Source organism: Arthrobacter sp. MSA 4-2, assembly GCF_016405885.1.
GTDB lineage: Bacteria > Actinomycetota > Actinomycetes > Actinomycetales > Micrococcaceae > Arthrobacter_D.
In genome coordinates this window covers 239,217-258,313 of the sequence record NZ_JAEKGC010000005.1, presented here as the reverse complement: position 1 = coordinate 258,313, position 19,097 = coordinate 239,217, and the positions used below count along the sequence as shown (strand labels likewise).

At 68.0% G+C, this 19,097-nt stretch carries 11 protein-coding genes; 2 read left to right on the top strand and 9 right to left on the bottom strand.

The genetic code is table 11. From position 1 onward, the window contains the following. Positions 1 to 283: 283 nt before the first annotated feature. The 3 genes from glgB to I6N91_RS07915 are packed head-to-tail and all read right to left on the bottom strand — an operon-like array spanning position 284 to position 7,895. The gene (gene glgB, locus I6N91_RS07925; protein ID WP_198812034.1) at positions 284 to 4,090 is read right to left on the bottom strand and encodes a 1,4-alpha-glucan branching protein GlgB; all 3,807 of its coding nucleotides are present in this window, start codon (positions 4,088 to 4,090) and stop codon (positions 284 to 286) included. Continuing rightward, entirely contained in the window at positions 4,090 to 5,856 is a 1,767-nt protein-coding gene (gene treS, locus I6N91_RS07920; RefSeq protein WP_198812033.1) for a maltose alpha-D-glucosyltransferase, read from the bottom strand. The genes glgB and treS overlap by 1 nt, the downstream gene beginning before the upstream one ends. Then, on the bottom strand, positions 5,856 to 7,895 hold the full coding sequence (locus I6N91_RS07915; RefSeq protein ID WP_198812032.1) for an alpha-1,4-glucan--maltose-1-phosphate maltosyltransferase: 2,040 nt from the start codon (positions 7,893 to 7,895) through the stop codon (positions 5,856 to 5,858). Before I6N91_RS07915 ends, treS begins: the two co-directional genes overlap by 1 nt. Before the next feature lie 133 nt (positions 7,896 to 8,028). Between I6N91_RS07915 and glgP the strand changes: the two genes are divergently transcribed. Beyond that, positions 8,029 to 10,641 carry an alpha-glucan family phosphorylase gene (gene glgP, locus I6N91_RS07910; protein WP_198812031.1) on the top strand — a complete coding sequence of 871 codons (2,613 nt, stop codon included), beginning with the start codon at positions 8,029 to 8,031 and terminating at the stop codon, positions 10,639 to 10,641. 162 nt (positions 10,642 to 10,803) lie between these two features. Further along, positions 10,804 to 11,667, top strand: a complete 864-nt coding sequence (locus tag I6N91_RS07905; RefSeq protein WP_198812030.1) for an SGNH/GDSL hydrolase family protein — start codon at positions 10,804 to 10,806, stop codon at positions 11,665 to 11,667. 118 nt (positions 11,668 to 11,785) lie between these two features. Here the strand turns inward: I6N91_RS07905 and I6N91_RS07900 are convergent, their stop codons facing one another. The 6 genes from I6N91_RS07900 to I6N91_RS07875 all read right to left on the bottom strand — a co-directional run bounded on the left by I6N91_RS07900 (position 11,786) and on the right by I6N91_RS07875 (position 18,969). Further along, positions 11,786 to 12,346, bottom strand: a complete 561-nt coding sequence (locus I6N91_RS07900; protein WP_198812029.1) for a hypothetical protein — start codon at positions 12,344 to 12,346, stop codon at positions 11,786 to 11,788. Positions 12,347 to 12,419: 73 nt separating this feature from the next. After that, a complete protein-coding gene (gene glgX, locus I6N91_RS07895; RefSeq protein ID WP_198812028.1) occupies positions 12,420 to 14,546 on the bottom strand; it encodes a glycogen debranching protein GlgX in 2,127 nt (708 codons plus the stop codon). 22 nt (positions 14,547 to 14,568) lie between these two features. Next, positions 14,569 to 15,549, bottom strand: a complete 981-nt coding sequence (rlmB, locus tag I6N91_RS07890; protein ID WP_198812027.1) for a 23S rRNA (guanosine(2251)-2'-O)-methyltransferase RlmB — start codon at positions 15,547 to 15,549, stop codon at positions 14,569 to 14,571. Positions 15,550 to 15,635: 86 nt separating this feature from the next. Further along, complete coding sequence (gene cysS, locus I6N91_RS07885) at positions 15,636 to 17,078, bottom strand: cysteine--tRNA ligase (RefSeq protein ID WP_198812026.1); 1,443 nt, start codon at positions 17,076 to 17,078, stop codon at positions 15,636 to 15,638. A gap of 38 nt (positions 17,079 to 17,116) precedes the next feature. Then, positions 17,117 to 18,376, bottom strand: coding sequence for a 2-C-methyl-D-erythritol 4-phosphate cytidylyltransferase (ispD, locus tag I6N91_RS07880; RefSeq protein WP_198812052.1), 1,260 nt, complete (start codon positions 18,374 to 18,376; stop codon positions 17,117 to 17,119). A gap of 110 nt (positions 18,377 to 18,486) precedes the next feature. Then, entirely contained in the window at positions 18,487 to 18,969 is a 483-nt protein-coding gene (locus I6N91_RS07875; protein WP_043443336.1) for a CarD family transcriptional regulator, read from the bottom strand. Between the last annotated feature and the right edge of the window lie 128 nt (positions 18,970 to 19,097).

Genomic DNA, 19,097 nt, shown 5'->3' with positions numbered 1-19,097 from the left:
CAACCCGACAAAACCAGGCCATCCTCGCTCCGGAGCAACTTTACAAGCCTACCCGCACCCGACCATCCCCGCAAATCGGCTGGTTTCCACCGTTCCGGCTGCTTCCAGCTGGACCCCCAACCGGCTGGATTTTGGGATCAGCAGATCCCGTTCCCAACCGTTCTTGTGGTCGCCATCCGACCGAGAACTTCGATCAGCGCGGATATAAACACTAGCACCCTTGAGCGCTGAATGTAAACCTCCGCCGGACCTCGGTAAGGCCCGGCGGAGGCTGGATAAGCGGCTACGCCTTGGCGGTCCGGGGCGCCAGGTACAGGACACCCAAGGGCGGAACGCGCAGATCCGCGTGTGCGGGCTGTCCGTTGTGCCCACCTTCGATGGCGGTGATGTCACCGTTTCCGACCCCGGACCCACCGAACTGCTCCGCGTCGGTGTTGAGGACCTCGGCCCACTCCCCCGCCCAGGGCAGGCCGACGCGGAAGCCTTCGTGCGGGCCGCCGGCGAAGTTGGCTACGCAGACGAGCGGGTTGCCTTGGTGGTCCCACCGGATGAAGGAGAGCGTGTTGCGTCCGCCGTCGTTCTCATCGATCCACTGGAAGCCGGCCGGCTCGTTGTCCCGCGCGTACATCGCCGGGGTCTCCCGGTACACCGTGTTGAGCGAGCGCACGAGTTCCTGCACACCGCGGTGCGGCGGGGTATCGCACAACCACCAGTCGAGGCCGTGCTGTTCCGCCCATTCGGACTCCTGGGCGAACTCGGATCCCATAAAGATCAGCTGCTTGCCCGGGTGCGCCCACTGGAAGGCAAGGTAGGCGCGCACATTGGCCAGCTGCTGCCAGCGATCCCCCGGCATCTTCCGCAGGAGGGAGCCCTTGCCGTGCACTACCTCGTCATGGCTGATGGGGAGGAGGAAGTTCTCGGTGTACGCGTACACCATTGAGAACGTCGCCTTGCCGTGGTGGTAGGACCGGTTGATCGGATCCTCCGCCATGTACTGGAGGGTGTCGTGCATCCAGCCCATGTTCCACTTCAGCCCGAAGCCCAGGCCGCCGGCACTCGTGGGGCGGGTGACGCCCGGGAAGGCCGTGGATTCCTCGGCAATCATGACGATGCCCGGTGCCCGCTTGTAGGCAGTCGCGGTGACTTCCTGGAGGAAGGAGATGGCCTCGAGGTTCTCCCGCCCACCAAGGCGGTTGGGCCGCCACTGGCCTTCCTCCCGCGAGTAGTCGAGGTAGAGCATCGAGGCGACGGCGTCGACGCGGAGCCCGTCGATGTGGAACTCCTCGAGCCAGTACAGGGCATTGGCGACAAGGAAGTTGCGCACCTCCCGGCGTCCGAAGTCGAAGATCAGCGTTCCCCAGTCCATGTGCTCACCGAGCAGGGGATCACCGTGTTCGTAGAGCGTTCCGCCGTCGAACTTGGCCAGCGCCCACTCGTCCTTCGGGAAGTGTGCCGGAACCCAGTCCATAATGACGCCGATGCCGGCCTGGTGGAGCTTGTCGACGAGGTACTTGAAGTCGTCCGGGTGCCCGAAGCGGGACGTCGGCGCGAAGTACGACGTGACCTGATAGCCCCAGGAACCGCCGAACGGATGCTCCGCGACGGGCATGAGCTCGACGTGCGTGAAGCCCTGCCAGGTGACGTACTCGACGAGCTGCTCCGCGAGGTCGCGGTAGCTCAGGCCGACGCGCCAGGAGGCAAGGTGCACTTCGTAGACGCTCATTGGCCCGTTGTGCGGGTCCTTCGAGGCGCGTTCGGTCATCCAGGCGTCGTCTTCGAAGGCGTAGCGTGACTCGACGACGCGCGAACCGGTCAGCGGAGGCACCTCGGTGCCGCGGGCCATCGGGTCGGCCTTTTCGCGCCACTGCCCGTCGCTGCCGAGGATCTCGTACTTGTAGACGGCACCGGCCTGGGCACCGGGGATGAAGATTTCCCACACCCCCGAGCTGCCGAGCGCGCGCATGGCGTTGATGCTGCCGTCCCAGCCGTTGAAGTCGGCCTTGACCCGCACGGCTCGAGCGCTGGGCGCCCAGACGGCGAAGGAGACGCCGTCGATCGCTCCGAGCACCGAGGAGTAGTGCCGGACGTGGGCGCCGAGTGCGGTCCACAGGGTTTCGTGCCTGCCCTCGGCAATGAGGTGCATGTCGATCTCGCCGAGGGTCGGGAGGAACCGGTAGGGGTCATCCACCAGCTGGGGCTCGCCGCCGTAGGCGACCTCGAGCCGGTAATCCGGGACGTGGCCCGGGGATTCCGCGGGGACGGCCCCGACCCAGATTCCGTTGTGCTCGTGCGTAAGTTCCGTCCGCCCGCTGCCGGTCACGACGACGACGGAACGCGCCAGCCGGCGCAGGGTGCGGATGGTGACAGTCCCGGAATCGTCAAGGTGCGCCCCGAGCACCGCGTGCGGCTGGTGGTGCATGCCGTCCGAAACCTGCTGCAGGACATCCCGCGGCACGGGGATGGGCGTGGGGTCCGACGGCGGACCGGAGGGCGCGGACGTGCCCTTCGGTGCGCCGGATGCTGCACCTCCGGCAAGCGACGGCGACGCCGCCGCAGGGGAAACCTGGCCGGTGGTGGAGCCGGCACCGGATCCGGCCCCGGTGGGAGCGGGCGGTGCGGCAGGGGGCTCGGCCGCTGCCCCTGAGGAAGCGGGAGTACCGCTGGAAACTGCGGCCGCCATGGCGCCCACGGGTGCGGCCAAGGGCTGGCCGGTCAGGGCATGCCGGACATCGCGCGCCGGCATTTCGACCCACTCGGGCCGGTTACGTAGTTCGTAGACCACCTCGTAGAGGGCCTTGTCGAGCCAAAGTGCCCGGAACAGCGGCGAAACGGGGTCGACCTCGCTGCCCGCCTCGGAGGCATATCCGGCAAGGAGCGCCGAGGTCGCCGCGGCGGCCCACTGCTCACCGGCGAGTGCCTCCGGGGAGCCTTCGGGCGATGCCCCACGGGAAGCGGCAGCATATTCGAGCGACCGGACCATTCCCACGACGTCGCGCAGCGGCACATCGGGGACGCTCCGCTCGGCGGTGGGACGCAGCGGTTCGCCTTCGAAGTCGAGCATGAGCCAGGATCCGTCCGGTGCCCGCAGGATCTGCCCAAGGTGGAGGTCGGCGTGGATCCGCTGCAGGGCGGGCAGCGCGTCGAGAGCGCGGACCTGTGCGAGGACGGCCTCGATATCCTCGTTCAGCGGCCCGACGGCGGTGCCTGCCTCGGCCCATGCCCACTCGATGCGCCGGGTGAGTGCGTCCTTGAAGGCCTCCTGCTCGGCGGCGGTGGCCTGGCTGCTGCCAAACGCGCTCTCAAGCTGCCGGTGGATCCGCGCCACGAGGGCACCGAGTTCGTGGGCTTCGGCGCTGAAGTCGGTGCCCGCCGAAGCGGCCAGGGAGGCGACGCGCCAGGCGTCGGTGCTGCCCTCGATGAAGTCGCGCAGCACACTCAGGTGGCCGGTGACGTGATTTCCGGGCTCGGTGTTCGGCAGCTGCCATTCGCCGGTGACCCAGCCGAAGGTGGCGGGAACATCGGTTGAACCTTCGGCCGTCAGTCCCGCGCAAATGTCGACATCGGGGCTCTTCCCCGCGGCGAGCACACGGAAGAACTTCACGATCATCGAAGACGGCCCAGACCCGACGACGACCGAGGTGTTTGACTGCTCGCCCTTCAGCACCTTGATGGGCTGCTTCGGGGTGGGCACCGGCAGGTTCTCGAGGGCCAGGCCCTTCACGCGTCCGTCGGCGCTGGCGCCCGAAACGCGCATCAGTTCGACCCAGGCGTCAACGAATGCCGGGTCGTGGGTGGCGTCGTAGACCCAGCGCTTGCCGAGATCCGGATGCTCAATCTGCCCGAGGAGCCCGGAGGCCGCCTCCGGAAGGGGCTCTGCCCGGTAGCTGAGCGGGACGTTGACGACGTCGGTGCGCCGGCCGGAGCCGACGGCGAGGAAGTTGACCTCGAGGGCGGCCTGGCCGGTTGGGTCGTCCAGGACCGTCCCGCCGACAACGGTGATCGAAATGTCCTTGCCGCGGGCCGGGAACCAGCGCTGTGCCGGGAGCCACTCGGTAAGGATTTCAGGAAGAAACGGTGTGTGGGTTCCCATTACTTAATAGCCTCCGGGATAGGTATGACGGGCAGCGCCGCGGTGTGGGGCGATGCGCTGTTCGAGCTCGCCGATCGCAGGCGGAGCCAGTAGAAGTCATGGCTTCCAAGGGTCAGGGTGATATTGCCGTCCTCGGCGAAGGCCGGGAAAGGCATTCCGCCGAAGAGGTCGCGCAGTCCCCTGCCGGCGAATTCGGGCAGGTGAAGGTTTGCTGCGACGGGGTGCTGGGAGAGGTTGAAGATGCAGAGCACCACTTCTGGACGCTCGCCCTCGGAGTTGCCCTCGTGGACCTCGCGGACGAACGCGAGGACGGACTCCGCCTCGGTCGGCACATTGCGGTAGTCCCCCAGCCCGAAGGCCGGGTTGGCACGCCGCACCGCAAGCATCTGGCGCATCCAGTGAAGGAGCGAGCTGGAGGTTGCGAGCTGCGCCTCAACGTTGACGTGGTTGTAGTGGTACACCAATGACTGCACCACGGGCAGGTAGAGCTTGCCCGGGTCGGCGGTGGAGAACCCGGCATTGCGGTCGGGGTTCCACTGCATCGGGGTGCGGGATGCATCCCGGTCTTCGAGCCAGATGTTGTCCCCCATGCCGATCTCGTCCCCGTAGTAGAGGAACGGGCTGCCTGGCAGGGACAGCAGCAGGGCGTGGATCAGCTCCACCTCGGCCCGGGAGTTGTCGAGTAGCGGCGACAGGCGGCGGCGGATGCCGACGTTGGCGCGCATCCGGGAATCCGGCGCGTACCAGCCGAGCATCGCCTCGCGCTCTTCGTTGGTGACCATTTCAAGGGTGAGTTCGTCATGGTTCCGCAGGAAGGTCCCCCACTGGGCTCCGCCGGGGATCGACGGCGTCTCCTTCATCGTCTCGATGATGGGGGCGGCCTTCTGGTCCCGCAGCGCGTAGAAGAGCCGGGGCATGATCGGGAAGTGGAACGCCATGTGGCACTCCGGCCCGGTTTCGTCGCCGAAGTATTCGACGACCTCCTCCGGCATCTGGTTCGCCTCGGCGATGATGACGCGGCCCGGGTAGTTCTCATCGACCATGGCGCGCAGGTCCTTAAGGAACTCGTGCGTCTTGGGAAGGTTCTCGCAGTTGGTGCCCTCCTCCTCGAAGAGGTAGGGGATGGCGTCGGCACGGAACCCGTCGATCCCCTGATCGAGCCAGAACCGCACCACATTGAAGATCGCCTCGATAACCTTCGGGTTTTCGAAGTTGAGGTCTGGCTGGTGGCTGAAGAACCGGTGCCAGAAGAACTGCCGGCGGACCGGGTCGAAGGTCCAGTTGGACTCCTCGGTGTCGACGAAGATGATGCGCGCGTCCTGGTACTTCTCGTCGGTGTCGCTCCAGACGTAGAAGTCGCCGTAGGGGCCCTCGGGGTCGCGGCGCGACTCCTGGAACCAGTGGTGCTGGTCCGAGGTGTGGTTCAGGGGCAGATCGATGATGACGCGCACGCCGCGGGCGTGAGCCTCGGCCACCAGCCGCTTGAAGTCGCTGATGGTGCCGAACTCATCGAGCACATCGTAGTAATCGGCGATGTCGTACCCGCCGTCGCGCAGCGGCGACTTGAAGAACGGGGGCAGCCAGAGGCAGTCCACGCCGAGCCACTGCAGGTAGTCGAGCTTGTCGATCAGCCCGGAGAAGTCACCCGACCCGTCGCCGTTGGCGTCCGCGAATCCCCGCACCAGTACTTCGTAGAAGACGGCCTTGCGGTACCAGTGGGGGTCGTGCGCAAGTCCGGGTGCATTGAGTTGGAAGGGGTTGGGCACTAGTGCTTCCTCCTGACATAGAGAATGTGTGCCGGTTCCACATGGGCGTCCAGCCTGACGTAATTATGTTCGCCCCAGTTCCAGCTCGAACCGGTGAGGAGGTCGTCGACGCGAAACGTGCCGTCCTCGTTTCGGTCGGCCGGATCGATCGACAGGGCGTCGAGATCCAGGGACACGGTGCTCTCGCGGGCGCTGTGAGGATCGACGTTCACCACGATGATGAGCGTGTCCTTGCCGTCCGCGGTCTCCTTGTGCTTGGAGAACACGACGGTCGCGGAGTCGGTGCTCGAGTGCACCGCGAGGTTCTCAAGGTCCCCGAGGGCCGGGTGCGCCCGCCGGATCGCGTTGAGCCGCGTGAGGTACGGGGCCAGGGAACGCCCTTCGGCCTCGGCCGCCGCGTAGTCGCGCGGACGGTATTCAAACTTCTCGTTGTCGATGTACTCCTCGGCGCCCGGGCGGGCGACGTGCTCGAACAGCTCGTAGCCGGAGTACACGCCCCACAGCGGGCTCGCCATCGAGGCAAGTACCGCGCGGATCTTGAAGGCCGCCGGGCCGCCGAACTGCAGGAACGCCGTGAGGATGTCCGGGGTGTTCACGAAGAAGTTCGGCCGGAAGTACGGTGCCGAGACCTTGCTGATCTCGGTGAAGTACTCCTCGATCTCCGTCTTGGTGTTCCGCCACGTGAAGTAGGTGTAGGACTGCTGGAACCCGGCGCGCCCCAGAGCGTGCATCATCGCGGGGCGGGTGAAGGCCTCGGCGAGGAAGACGACCTCGGGGTGCTTGGCGTTGACCTGCGCGATCAGCCACTCCCAGAACTGGACCGGCTTCGTGTGAGGGTTGTCGACGCGGAAGATCTTCACGCCGTGGTCCACCCACAGCAGCACGATCCGCAGGATTTCCTGAGGCAGCCCGACCGGATCGTTGTCGAAGTTGATCGGGTAGATGTCCTGGTACTTCTTCGGAGGGTTTTCCGCGTAGGCGATCGAACCGTCGACGCGCGTCGTAAACCACTCGGGGTGCTCGGTGACCCAGGGGTGGTCCGGGGAGGCCTGGAGCGCGAAGTCGAGGGCGACCTCGAGGTTGAGCTCCGCCGCCCGCGCCACGAAGGCGTCGAAGTCCTCGAAGGTGCCAAGGTCCGGGTGGATGGCGTCGTGGCCGCCGGCGGCGGAGCCGATGGCCCACGGCGAGCCGGGATCGCCCGGGGCCGCGGTGAGCGTGTTGTTCGGGCCCTTGCGGTGCGTTTCACCGATGGGATGAATCGGAGGCAGGTAGACGACGTCGAAGCCCATGGCCGCGACCGCGTCGAGGCGCTTGGCGGCCGTGCGGAAGTTGCCGGAGATCCACCGGGCTGCGGCGGCGTCATACTCGGAACCCTCGGAACGGGGGAAGAACTCGTACCAGGCCCCGCGTCCGGCCCGGTCGCGCTCCACCAGAATGGGGTAGGCCTTCGACGGGGTCACCATGGATCGGATCGGCTCGCGCTCGATCGCATCGAGGATTTCGGGGGTGCTGCCGGCCGAGAGGCGTTCCTCGACGCTGAACGCCGTGTCCCCAAGGGTTGCGGCGGTGCGGCGGAACATTTCTGCGTCGCGGGGTGAGCGGTCGGCGGCGGCCCGGGTGAACAGGGCGGCCCCTTCGGCGAGCATGAGTTCGACGTCGACGTTCGCGGCGATCTTCACCGTCGCATCGTGGACCCAGGTCCCGTAGAGGTCGGACCAGCCCTCAATGGTGAAGGTGTTGAGTCCGACGGCGGTGGGGCGGAGCAGCCCCTGCCACCGGTCCAGGCCTGCGCCCACCGGTTGCAGCCGGATCCGCTGCACTTCCTTGCCCTCCGGGTCGTACAGCACCGCCGAGACGCCCAGTTGGTCGTGGCCTTCGCGGAACACGGTCGCGCCGACGACGATATCCGCCCCGGGCACCGCCTTGGCAGGGAATTGGCCGCCCTCGACGACCGGGCTGACGCCCGTGATGGGGATGCGGCCGAACCGCAGCCCTTCCGCATACGTGCCTTGACGTGGTAGTTCGCTAGATAGGGTCACCCACAGCACGTTAGCGAGAATTCAGGCGAAATGCTAAGGGGGCTTCGCGTAACACAACGATATCTTCGGCGATAACGTAAGCGGTTACGCGCGCTTCTCCCCAGTGGAACGCAAGTGCGCTAGCGTAACCAAAGTGAAGGCAATCCGTAGATTTACAGTCCGAACCGTCCTCCCCGAAAGCATCGCCCCGCTGGGCAAGCTGGCGGGCAATCTGCGCTGGTCGTGGCACCTGCCGACAACGCGCCTGTTCGAGGACATTGACCCTACGGCCTGGGACGCGAGCAACCGCGACCCCGTGGCTTTCCTCGGCTCGGTGACGCGCGAGCGCCTGCAGCAGCTTGCAGCCAACAAGGAGCTCGTCGCCCGCATCCAGGAGCTCGGCGCCGACCTCGACAGCTACCTGACCGAGCCGCGCTGGTACCAGTCCCTCGGCGCGGACGCTCCCCGCTCCATCGCCTACTTCTCACCCGAGTACGGCATCAGCGCCGTGCTGCCCCAGTACTCCGGCGGCCTCGGCATCCTCGCCGGTGACCACCTCAAGGCGGCCTCGGACCTCGGGGTGCCCCTCGTCGGTGTCGGGCTGCTGTACCAGGCCGGCTACTTCATGCAGTCGCTCTCCCGCGATGCCTGGCAGCAGGAAACCTATCCGGTGCTTGACCCGGACGGGCTTCCCCTCACTCTGCTCCGCGAGGAGGACGGCACGCCGGCACGCGTGGTCCTCCCGCTGCCCAACGGGCGACAGCTGATCGCGCACATCTGGCGCGCCGACGTCGGCCGCGTTCCGCTGCTGCTGCTCGACTCCAACCTGCCTGCCAACGACGAGGCGGCGCGCACCGTCACCGACCGGCTGTACGGCGGCGGCGGGGACCAGCGCCTCCAGCAGGAACTCCTGCTGGGCATGGGCGGGGTCAAGGCGCTGCGCATCTTCCAGCGCCTCACCGGCGCCCCGGCGCCCGAGGTGTTCCACACCAATGAAGGCCACGCCGGTTTCCTCGGCATCGAGCGGATCCGCGAACTGATGGATTCGGCCAGCGAATCACCCATGAGCTGGGAGGAGGCCCTCACCGCTGGCCGCGCCTCCACGGTTTTCACCACCCACACCCCGGTGCCGGCCGGCATCGACCGCTTCGAGCGGGCGCAGATCGAGCACTTCTTCAACGCGGGCCTGGCCCCGTCCGTGCCGACCGACAAGGTCCTGGCGCTGGGCGCAGAGAACTACGAGGGCGGCGACCCGGCCAAGTTCAACATGGCCGTCATGGGCCTGCGGCTGGCGCAGCGGGCCAACGGCGTCTCCAAGCTCCACGGCGAGGTGTCCCGCGGCATGTTCTCCGGGCTCTGGCCGGGCTTCGACACCAGCGAGGTTCCCATCACCTCGGTGACGAACGGCGTGCACGTCCCCTCCTGGGTCGACCCGCTGATCGCCGACTTCGCCCGCGAGAACTTCGGGGCCGAATCGGTCCTCGACCAGCGATGGGCCCGCGTGTACGACGTCGCCGACGAGAAGATCTGGGCGCTGCGGCGGAGCATGCGCTCCAACCTCGTCGACGACGTCCGCGGCCGCCTGCGCTCCTCCTGGAAGAAGCGCGGAGCCGCCGACGCCGAACTGGCGTGGACCGATACGGTGCTCGACCCCGACGTGCTGACCATCGGGTTCGCCCGCCGCGTCCCCACCTACAAGCGCCTCACCCTCATGCTGCGAGACCCCGCCCGGCTCAAGGCCCTGCTGCTCCACCCCGAGCACCCGATCCAGCTCGTGGTCGCGGGCAAGTCCCACCCAGCGGACGAGCAGGGCAAGCGCATGATCCAGGACATGGTGCGCTTCACCGATGATCCGGAGGTCCGCCACCGCATCGTCTTCCTGCCCAACTACGACATCGCGATGGCACGCATTCTGTTCCCGGGCTGCGATGTCTGGCTGAACAACCCACTGCGCCCGCTGGAGGCCTGCGGCACCTCGGGCATGAAGGCGGCGATCAACGGCGGACTCAACCTCTCGGTGCTCGATGGCTGGTGGGATGAGATGTACGACGGCGACAACGGGTGGTCCATCCCGACCGCCAACAACGGGGCCTCAGCCGACGAGCGCGACGACATCGAGGCGGCGGCGCTCTATGACCTGCTCGAGAACCAGGTCGCTCCGCGGTTCTACGGTTCGGTGACCGCTGCCGCAGCCGGGTCGGCCGGCCCGTCGGAGCCGTCGCACGACGGCATTCCGCACCAGTGGATCGCGATGATCAAGCACACCATGGCGACCCTCGGCCCGGCCGTCTCGGCCGAGCGCATGCTCCAGGACTACGTGGGCCACCTGTACCAGCCGGCCTGGCGGGCCGGCCGGGACGCCACCGAGGACCGGTATGCCCTGGCGCGGCGCACGGCCGCGTGGCGCACCCGCATCCAGGGTGGCTGGCCCGCCGTCCAGGTCGAGCACGTCGACTCCCTCGGCGTGAGCGAGGATCCGCAGATCGGTGACGCGCTCACGGTCAACGCCTACGTCGCCCTCGGCAACCTCGATCCCGCCGATGTCGCGGTGGAGGTTGCGTACGGCCGGGCCGCCGGTGACGACGAGCTCAGCGACGTGACGCTTGCGGAACTGCGGGTCGCGGAGAACCTGGGCAGCGGGCGGTACCTCTTCACCGGGGACACCCGGATCGAGCACTCGGGTTCGTTCGGCTACACGGTCCGGGTGCTGCCGCGGCACGCGACCCTGGCCTCCAGTGCCGAACTCGGGCTGGTCGTCAACGCCTGACCTCCGGTGGGCAGCGCCGCCTGGCGGCGCTGCCCACCCGCCGGCTACCGGACCGGCTTCGCGGCGAATGCCTTCCCCCGTCCGTTCCGGCCCGACGGCAGAATAATGAACCGCTCGGGACAGATAGGACCGCCGGAGCGGTATGCGGAGTAGCTTGAGGGCATGACTACTACTCACCGCACCCAGCTCAGGACCCGCTTTTCCCTGCTCGCCGCCCTCACTGTGGCACTCGCCGCTGCTCCTGCCGCCGTTCCGGCCGCCGCGGCACCCAAGGCCCCCGCCGATTACGTCGCACTCGGTGATTCCTACGCCTCGGGCTTCGGTGCGGGAACCTACACTGCGTGCGGCCAGTCGCTGCTTGGCCTTCCCGGGGTGCTGGATTCGAACAAAAAGGTGGAACTGACGGCCAACGGCACCTGCGCGGGTGCGGCCGCCACCGTGGTGCCCGGTGGAGCCGTCGATGTTCCAGAACAGATTGCAGGGCTTGTAGCCCTCGGCAAACTCGGTGCCGGAACGAAACTCGTGACCCTCTCGGTCGGTGGAAATGACGCCGGTTTCTCGACCGTGGCCGGCGCCTGCGCCGTCCAGCCCCTTGAAGCCTGCGCCCGGGCGCTCCAGCTGAGTTCCGCCGCCGCGCAGACGACCGTTGCGCCTAAACTCGACGCCGCATATGCCCAGCTTCGGGCCGCAGCCCCCAATGCCGTGGTTGTGGTGACCGGTTATCCCCACCTCTTCTCACCGGAGTCCTCCGGCCCGGCCCCGTTCCCGGCCGTGGCCCAGCAGCTTTTCAATGACGCCACCGACACGTTGAACACGGTCATCGCGTCCCGGGCCGCTGCCGCCGGCTTCACCTATGTGGACGTCGTCGACGAATTTGCCGGACACGGCGTCGGATCGCCGGATCCCTGGATCACCTTCACCGGGTTCACCGCTCCCGATGACCTGCATCCGACGGCCACCGGGTACTCGGAGGGCTACCTCAAGGCCGTGCGCAGCGAGGTAAACCTCGCACAACTGCGGAAGTAGCTGCGAAGGAAGTTCCCGCGCTGCTGTAACCCAGTGGCCGCGGCCGGTCGGTGGGCAGCTCCCGAGCTGGCCACCGACCGGCCGGGTCTGGTGGCGAACGGCATTCCGGCGGATCCGTTCAGCCGGTCGACGTGGTGCCGCCCGTTTCCGTGACGGACCGCCGCAGAACCGCTGCTGTCTTCCGGAGGTCGCGGGCCGGCCCCGCAAGTTCGACCGCTCCCCCGGGCGTCGACAGCTCAACGACGCGCCAGGTCGGGCCCATCCGGAAAAGCGCCTGGGATAGTGGAATGTCGCGCTCGCTGCCGACAGACATCACCTCTAGTTCGAGCGGTTCGCCATATTCATCGCCGCGCCCATCGATCTGGGGTTGAAAATCCAGCCGCCCGGCCGACGGCGTCGCAAGTCCGGGCTTCCACCGGCGCGGTACACCCTCCGCTCCACTCACGCCCGACCGAAGAAAGCCAACGACCTGCCCCCGCACCGCCCGCAGCCGGATGTCGCCCCTCCGGAAGTAGCCCCGCAGCAGTGATACGGCGGTCGCTCCTGCAACGGCTCCCAGGAACGGCAATAGCGAGGTGGTTATCGCGTCCTGATGGGCAATGACGGGCACGGCGACAACGGCGGCAACCAGTAGTGCCACCTTGAGGATCAACGCAATGAGTCCGTTGCGGCTGGGCATAAGGCACCCTAAACCGGCGTCCCGCCCACTGGCGAGGCTGGGTCGGTGTGCTGGTCAGGCTGACGGACCCCGTTCAGGAGGCCGGACGGCCCCCGTACCGCTGGCACAGATAAACAGCGACCGAGTTGGCGGTGAGGGAATCGGACTCCCCCAGAGAGAACCGGGCACCTGAGCGCCGCAGCGCCGGGTCGGCCGAATCGAAGGCGAGTTCCATGGTCGTGGCCCTCGCTTCCACCAGGCCCTGCCCCTGCAGGATCCATGCGGCCGGAAGGTGGATCTTGCGGTCCACGGTCGATCCATTGACCGCGATGAGGGCCCCGGCCTGGCCGTCCGGATCGGCCAGCATCAGCTGGACCACCCGGGTGGACGAGTTGTCCCAGTCGGCCGGAGTCATGGGCAGGCCCGAGGCGTTGAACCACAGCAGCGCCGAGTCGGCGCCCCGGCCGGGAAAGGCCGGCGACTGGCCGGCGAGGAACCGCCGGCGGATCCGAAGCAGCGCACGCGTGGCGGTGAGCATGCGTTCCGCCGCGGCGTCGTGGTGCCAGGAGATCCAGGCGAGCTCGTTGTCCTGGCAGTAGGCGTTGTTGTTGCCCCGCTGGGTCCGTCCGAGCTCATCACCGGCAGTGATCATGGGAACCCCGACCGACATCAGCAGCGTGGCCATCAGGTTCCGGGCCGTCTGCTCCCGTGCGGCGACGATCGCCTCGGTCTCGGTGCGGCCCTCCGCACCGTGGTTGTAGCTGCGGTTGTCGTTGGAGCCGTCGCGGTTTTCCTCCCCGTTGGCCTCGTTGTGCTTCCGGTCGTAGGCGGTGAGGTCCGCGAGGGTGAACCCGTCATGGGCGGTGACGAAGTTGACTGAGGCAAGCGGGGTGCGGCCCGAGTGGCGGAACAGGTTCTGCGACCCGGCCAGGGAGTCGGCGAGGCGAGCCGGTGAGCCGGCGTGCCCTCCGGCCCGCAGCGAGGCCTGGTCGCGCAGCCAGAAGTCGCGGGCGGTGTCGCGGAAGCGGTCGTTCCAGTCGGCCCAGCCCTGAGGGAAGTTTCCTGTCTGCCAGCCGCCCATGCCGACGTCCCAGGGTTCGGAAATGAGTTTCGTTCCCCGCAGGGCGCTCGATGCGCCGACGGCGACCAGGAAGGGGTGCCGCGGAGTGTAGGTGTTGGTCTCGTCCCGCCCCAGGGTCACGGCGAGGTCGAACCGGAAGCCGTCGATCTGGAACTCCTCAACCCAGTACCGGAGGGAGTCGAGCGCGAACTCGACGACCTTCGGCTGCGAAAAGTTCAGCGAGTTCCCGACTCCCGTGGTGTCGAGGTAGCGTCCGGCGCCGTCGTGCCGGTAATAGTCGGTGTCTCCGAGGCCGCGCCAGCACAGCGCGGGGTTCTCCTTGCCTCCCTCGGCGGTGTGGTTGTAGACGACGTCGAGAATCACTTCGAGGCCGGCCTCGTGCAGCGCCTTCACCATCGACTTGACCTCCGCGAGGACCGCCGCCGGACCCGCGGCGCGGGCCGCCGCGGTCGCGTAGGCCGAGTGCGGGGCGAAGAATCCGAGGGTGTTGTAGCCCCAGTAGTTGGAGAGGCCGAGCGGCCCGAGGTGGGGTTCGTCAATCGAAAAGTGGACCGGGAGCAGCTCGACCGCAGTGACGCCCAGCTCGAGCAGGTACTCGATCATCACGGGGTGGGCCAGGCCAGCATAGGTGCCGCGCAGCTCCTCGGGAATCCCGGGATGCAGCTTCGTCAGTCCCTTGACGTGCGCTTCGTAGATGACGGTGTCCCGCCACGGGGTGCGCGGCCGGGAGGAGCCGCCCCAGTCGAAGGATTCCTCGACGAAGACCGAGAAGTACACCGGGTCCTCCCCGGTACCGCCGGCCTCCTCGACCTCGATGGCCCGCGCATACGGGTCGAGCAGCAGTTGTCCCGGCCCGAGGGCCGGACTCGGGGGCAGCGGCTCGCCGGTCGGCCAGAACCCATAACGGGCGCCCGCCGGGATCGGGCCCACCACCCCGTGGTGGACGCCGCCGTCGAGTCCGGGCAGCGTTTCGAAGGCCCACCGGCCGTCCTCCCGCTGAAAGTGCACGTCGATCGAAGGGATCGACGGCGCCCAGACCGCGGCGTTGACGTGAAGGCCATCCGAGAAACGGCCCTTGAGCCGGTGCATCCCCTGCGGGAATTCACTGGAGGCGACGGGGGCCTGCTGCGGCATGCTCATGACGGGATCCAGCTCGGCGCGATCAGGCGGAGCGCTGGCGGGAAATTTCGTAAAGGCTGATTCCCACCGCCATTGAGGCGTTGAGCGATTCCATGGCGGAATCGATCGGGATCGAGACGATCTGGTCGCAGTTCTCGCGCACCAGCCGCGACAGCCCCTTGCCCTCCGACCCCACCACCAGGCACACCGGGTCCTTGCCGAGTGTCAGCTCCGGCAGCGAGATGTCGCCGTCGCCGTCTAGACCGAGCACGAAGATGCCCTTGTCCTTGAACGACTTCAGGGCCGAGTTGAGGTTGCCCACCCGGGCCACGGGCACGCGGACGGCGGCTCCCGCGCTGGTCTTCCACGCCGAGGCGGTCACGCCGACGGAACGCCGCTCCGGCACGATGACGCCGTGGGCGCTGAAGGCCGAGGCAGACCGGATGATGGCGCCGAGGTTGCGCGGATCGGTGATCCCGTCGAGCGCGATGAACAGGGGTGCGTTCGCAATGTGGCCGCGCTTGAACTTGTCCACCGTCTCGTCGACAAGGTCGAGCGCATCGGCGTATTCGTAGGGCGGGATCTGCAGCATCAGCCCCTGGTGCACCGCACCTTCGGTCATCCGGTCAAGTTCGGGCTTGCCGGTTTCCATCACGGGGACGCCGCGTTCGGTGGCGAGCTTGAGCGCCTCCCGGACCCGGTCGTCCATCTCGACGCGGATAGCCACATGGAGCGCCTTGGCGGGGATGCTCGCGCGGAGCGCCTCAACCACCGAGTTGCGGCCCGTCACGATTTCCTCGGTGGCCTTGCCCTTCCGGCCCGAACCGGGGTTCTTGCCGCCGCCGCGCTTGGCTGCGGAGCGTTCGGCCAGCTCCTTATTCTTGTACGCCTTGTGGTACGGGCGGTCCTCCGCCTTCGGGGTGGGGCCCCTGCCTTCGAGGGACTTGCGACCGTGGCCCCCCGTGCCGATGGTGGGGCCCTTTTTCAACTTGCGCACCGCGCCTGGACGTCCGTGACTGGCCATGGGGAAACACCTTTATATAGAGGAAAAGTCTCCACCAGTTTACGCGGACGGCGCCCGGAGGCGTTCCCGGAGGAAAACAGGCGCGTTCAGCGGCCGGCGATGCTCCACTCGGCACCGTCGGCGGAATCCTCGACGGCGATCCCGGCGCCGGCCAGCGCGTCCCGGATGGCGTCGGCGCGCGCCCAGTCCTTGGCGGCGCGGGCCGCCTCCCGCTCGCGCAGAGAGGACCGGATCAGGGCGTCGAGCGCGGCGGTCTGCTTAACGTCGGCCGTTCCGGTGTCGGTGGCATCATCGAGGCCGAGGACGCGGACCATCGCCGCGACCCCCGCCTGCGCGGTGCGCGCCCCCTCGGCGTTACCCGCCGCCAGGGCTGTATTGCCGGCCCTCACGGTTTCGTGAAGGACGGCGAGGGCCTGCGGGATGTTCAGGTCGTCATCCATCGCGTCGCCGAAGGCCTCCGGCAGGTCCGACGGCGCACCGGCGGCCGGCCCGAAACGGGCAAGGGCCTTGCCCAGGAATCCGTCGATGCGCTCGACGGCGGCCGCGGCCTCCTCAAGCGAGGACGGGCGGTAATCGAGCACCGACCGGTAGTGGGCCTGACCCAGGTAGTACCGCACCACGCGCGGCCGGGCGCGGGCGATCATCTCCTCGGGGCTGACCGTGTTGCCGATCGACTTGGACATCTTCTCGCCCTCGAAGGTGACGAGGCCGTTGTGCATCCAGTACTGCGCATACCCGCGCTTCGCGGCGCGCGCCTGCGCCAGCTCGTTCTCGTGGTGCGGGAAGCGCAGGTCGAGCCCACCGCCGTGAATGTCGAACTGCTCCCCGAGGTACTTGTGGGTCATTGCGCAGCACTCGGTGTGCCAGCCGGGCCGTCCGGCACCCCAGGGGCTGGGCCATGACGATGAGGCAGGGTCGGTGTCCTTGTGGCCCTTCCACAGGGCGAAGTCCCGCGGGTCGCGCTTGCCGCGCGGGTCGGCGTCGGTGGCGGCCTGCATGTCGTCGATGTTCTGGTGGGTGAGGGCGCCGTACTCCGGCCAGGAGCGGACATCGAAGTACACATCCCCCGATCCGTCGGGGGCGGGATACGCGTAGCCGGTGTCGATGAGTTCCTGGATCAGGGCCTGCATCTCCGGGATGTGGCCGGTGGCCCGCGGTTCGTAGGTGGGCCGGCGCACCCCGAGGGTGTCGTAGGCCCGGTTGAACTCGAGCTCATAGCGGTAGGCCAGCGCCCACCACTCCTCGTTCCGGATCCCGCCCGGCGCCGGTTCCTCGTCGGTAAAGGAGGCCTTCGACTTTTCGAGGATCTTGTCATCGATGTCGGTGACGTTCCGGACCGAGGTCACCCGGAACCCGCGTGCCTCGAGCCAGCGGGTCAGCTGGTCGAACACGATGGCCGAGCGGACGTGGCCCACGTGCGGCATGCCCTGAACGGTGGCACCGCAGTAGTAGAGGCTGACGGCTCCCGGGGTCAGGGGGACGAAGTCCCGTACCTCGGCGGTGGCGGTGTCATACAGTCTCAGGCTCACTGCACCAGATTAGCCGAACCGCCGCCTGCCGCCTGCTGTTATGCGGCAGAGATGACGACGGCGGTGGCCAGCGCGGCGATGCCCTCGCCACGCCCGGTCAGGCCAAGGCCGTCGGTGGTCGTCGCCGAGACGCTCACTGGCGCGCCGGCTGCCTCCGAGAGGACCGCTTCGGCCTCGCTGCGGCGGGCGGCGAACCGGGGACGGTTGCCGATCAGCTGCACGGCGATGTTGCCGATGCGGAAGCCCGCCCCGCGGACGATCGCGGCCGCCTCCTGGAGGATCGTCACCCCGGAGGCCCCGGCGAGTTCGGGGCGGTCGGTGCCGAAGTGCGTGCCGAGGTCGCCAAGGCCCGCGGCGGAGAAGAGGGCATCGGCGGCGGCGTGGGCGACGACGTCGCCGTCGGAATGACCCGCCAGCCCTCGCTCGCCCTCCCAGAATAGGCCCGCGAGCCACAGGGGGGCGGGTGCATCCTCCGGGGAATAGGCATGGATGTCGGTGCCGATACCGGTCCGGGGCAGGGGCGCCGCCGGGGGCAGTGCGCTTTCGGTCATGGGGGCCTCCTCGGGGGCGGTGGTGGCTGCCGAAGGCGTGCCGGCGCCTTGAACGAGCGTTTCGGCGAGCATCAGGTCCAGCGGGGTGGTGACCTTGAAGGCGGACGGGTCACCCTCGACGGTGACGACGGGGGTTCCCGTGGTCTCGATGAGCATCGCGTCGTCGGTGATCAGCGGGTCCTCCGCGCGGGCGCCCGCATGCGCCTCCCGCAGCAGGCGCGCGGTGAAGCCCTGGGGAGTCTGGACGGCGCGCAGGCCGTTCCGGTCAGGGGTGCCTTCAACCTCGCCGCCGCGCACGGTCTTGACGGTGTCGGCCACGGGGACCACCGGGATCACGGCATCCGCGCCCGCCGCGAGGCGGGACACCACGCGTCGGAAGACCTCCGGCGGGGTCAGGGCGCGTGCCGCGTCGTGGACGAGGATGACCGGAGCGTCGGTTGAGAGTGCGGCGATGCCTGCCCGCACCGAGCCGGCCCGGCTGGCCCCGCCGGCGACGACCCGCACGGGGACGGTGCCCGACAGGCCTTCCGCCACCGACCGCAGGACGTCGTCACCGGCGGGGATGACGACGGCGATTTCCGCGGCGACACCGGAGTCGAGCACCGCGCGCAGGGACCGCTCAAGGAGGGTGAGGCCCCCGCAGAGGACGCGGGCCTTGGGGATTCCATGTCCCAGCCGTTGCCCGGAACCGGCAGCGACGATCACCACGCCCGCCGTTCCGGCGGCAGGGGTGCTGGGAAAGGACACTTCCGGGGAGGGTGTGGGGCGGGAGGACACGAAATTACCCTACGGCAGCCGCACGCAAAAGAAGGACCCCCCTGAGGGAGCCCTTCTCTTTGTGCTTGTTGACCTGCCGCCTAGGAGGCGAGGACCTCGTCGAGAACGCTTGCGGCCTTCTCTTCGTCGGTCTTCTCCGCCAGTGCGAGTTCGGAGATCAGGATCTGCCGCGCCTTGGCGAGCATCCTCTTCTCCCCGGCCGACAGCCCGCGGTCGTGATCCCGGCGCCAGAGGTCGCGGACGACCTCGGCCACCTTGATGACGTCGCCGGATGCAAGCTTCTCCAGGTTCGCCTTGTATCGGCGCGACCAGTTGGTCGGCTCCTCGGTGAACTCGGCACGCAGTACGTCAAAGACGTGCTCCAGGCCTTCTTTGCCCACCACATCACGAACCCCGACAAGGTCGACGTTTTCTGCTGGTACTTCGATCGTTAGATCACCCTGTGCCACCTTGAGCTTGAGATACATCTTCTCTTCGCCCTTGACGACGCGCATCTTGATCTCTTCGATCTTCGCTGCGCCGTGGTGAGGGTAAACAACTGTTTCGCCAACCTCAAAAACCATGTGGACTTTCCCCTTTCCCGCAAGTCAGTTTATCACGGCGGCGACACGCCGACGGCGCGTTTTCGCAGGTCAGCGGGCTCCAACGGACCGGTTTAGCTATCATTCGCCTCTTGACGCGGCGGGGAATC

Excerpts from the sequence above, each read along its gene's own strand:
- I6N91_RS07875 (WP_043443336.1), bottom strand. The coding sequence starts at position 18,969 with ATGGTTTTTGAGGTTGGCGAAACAGTTGTTTACCCTCACCACGGCGCA.
- rlmB (WP_198812027.1), bottom strand. The coding sequence starts at position 15,549 with ATGGCCAGTCACGGACGTCCAGGCGCGGTGCGCAAGTTGAAAAAGGGC.
- glgX (WP_198812028.1), bottom strand. The coding sequence starts at position 14,546 with ATGAGCATGCCGCAGCAGGCCCCCGTCGCCTCCAGTGAATTCCCGCAG.
- glgB (WP_198812034.1), bottom strand. The coding sequence starts at position 4,090 with ATGGGAACCCACACACCGTTTCTTCCTGAAATCCTTACCGAGTGGCTC.
- I6N91_RS07905 (WP_198812030.1), top strand. The coding sequence starts at position 10,804 with ATGACTACTACTCACCGCACCCAGCTCAGGACCCGCTTTTCCCTGCTC.
- I6N91_RS07900 (WP_198812029.1), bottom strand. The coding sequence starts at position 12,346 with ATGCCCAGCCGCAACGGACTCATTGCGTTGATCCTCAAGGTGGCACTA.